The sequence below is a fragment of the Mycobacterium sp. TH-M82 genome, from assembly GCF_057473605.1.
Genome location: NZ_JBYCKY010000552.1, coordinates 1 through 1,040, shown reverse-complemented (window position 1 = coordinate 1,040; position 1,040 = coordinate 1). Strand labels below are relative to the sequence as shown.

2 protein-coding genes are annotated in these 1,040 nt (G+C 65.9%); one reads left to right on the top strand and one right to left on the bottom strand.

The window, feature by feature from the left end:
* Positions 1–450 (top strand): CCDC90 family protein (locus tag AC2VON_RS16685; protein WP_486953941.1); only part of this gene is annotated, 450 nt, incomplete at its 5' end.
* A 136-nt stretch (positions 451–586) separates the two neighbouring features.
* Here the strand turns inward: AC2VON_RS16685 and AC2VON_RS16680 are convergent.
* The coding region (locus AC2VON_RS16680) for a DUF3427 domain-containing protein (protein WP_486953940.1) at positions 587–1,040 on the bottom strand (454 nt) is incomplete at its 5' end.

Below are 1,040 nucleotides of genomic sequence, written 5' to 3'. Positions count from 1 at the left end.
GCTGCCAGCATGCAGCCGGAGAACCTCGAGCCGCGCGTCACCGCCGTGGAGGGGCAGGTGGGTGAGTTGGCTCGCGAGGTGCGGGCGAACAAAGTCGGGATGGCCGCCGTCCGGGAGCTCACAAAGGCAGTCGACCGCGACGTCAGCGAGATGCGCGGTTTCCGCCGGGCGACGATAGCGAGTTTCAACGCGTTGCGCGCCGATATGGTTGACATGCGTCAAGACATAAGCAACATGCGCCACGACGTAGACGGCGTGCGCCAGGACGTAGACGGCATGCGCCAGAACATGGGCGACGGTTTTCGACGGGTTGACGAACAGTTCGGGCAGGTCAACAACGGCTTCGCCGAGATGCGCGCCAAGTTCGACATCACCGCGGCCGGGCAACAGCGGATCGTCGAGCTGATTCAGCAGGCAATCAACCCACAAGGCGGTACAGCCCCGGCCTGATGTCGATGGGTGAGCTGGTCTACAGCGAGGCGCAGTGCCCGGTTTGGCGCGTTGCGTTCCCGCGCGGCCGTCATGCCGAGGTACAGGGCCCGTGGTCGACACCCAGGAGGAGCCGCGCCAGCCTGACTTTGGTCGGCTACGCGACCGCCACCGTCGACGCCTGATAGACGTCAGCCGGCATCACCTGGTGCAGCCGCCAGGTGATCGCCATCGGCTTGTCGCCCTCATGGGAGACGTAGTCGGCCGGACCGAGGAAGACGTACGGCGCGGCGCCGAGCGCGTTGGTCTTGGCGGGACGCACGAACAGCAGGATGTGCGATCCGCGCTCGCGGTGGTGGATGTAGCGCTGGCCGGTCGGTGTGGCGGCCGAGGTGGTCGACTGCGACTCCCAGTGAAACAGCCGGTCGCTCAGCGCGAAGTCGCGATACATCGTAGTCGGCGAGTAGTCGGTCTCGGATTTTTTCAGCGTGATCAGGAACGCGTCGGCGTTTAAGGCTTCGCACCAGGCGACGCCCTCGCGCATGGTGCTGGGGGTGCGTTGCTGGGAGGCGAAGTCCAGTGCGGCCAGGATCTCCTCCCGCGAGTAGGTC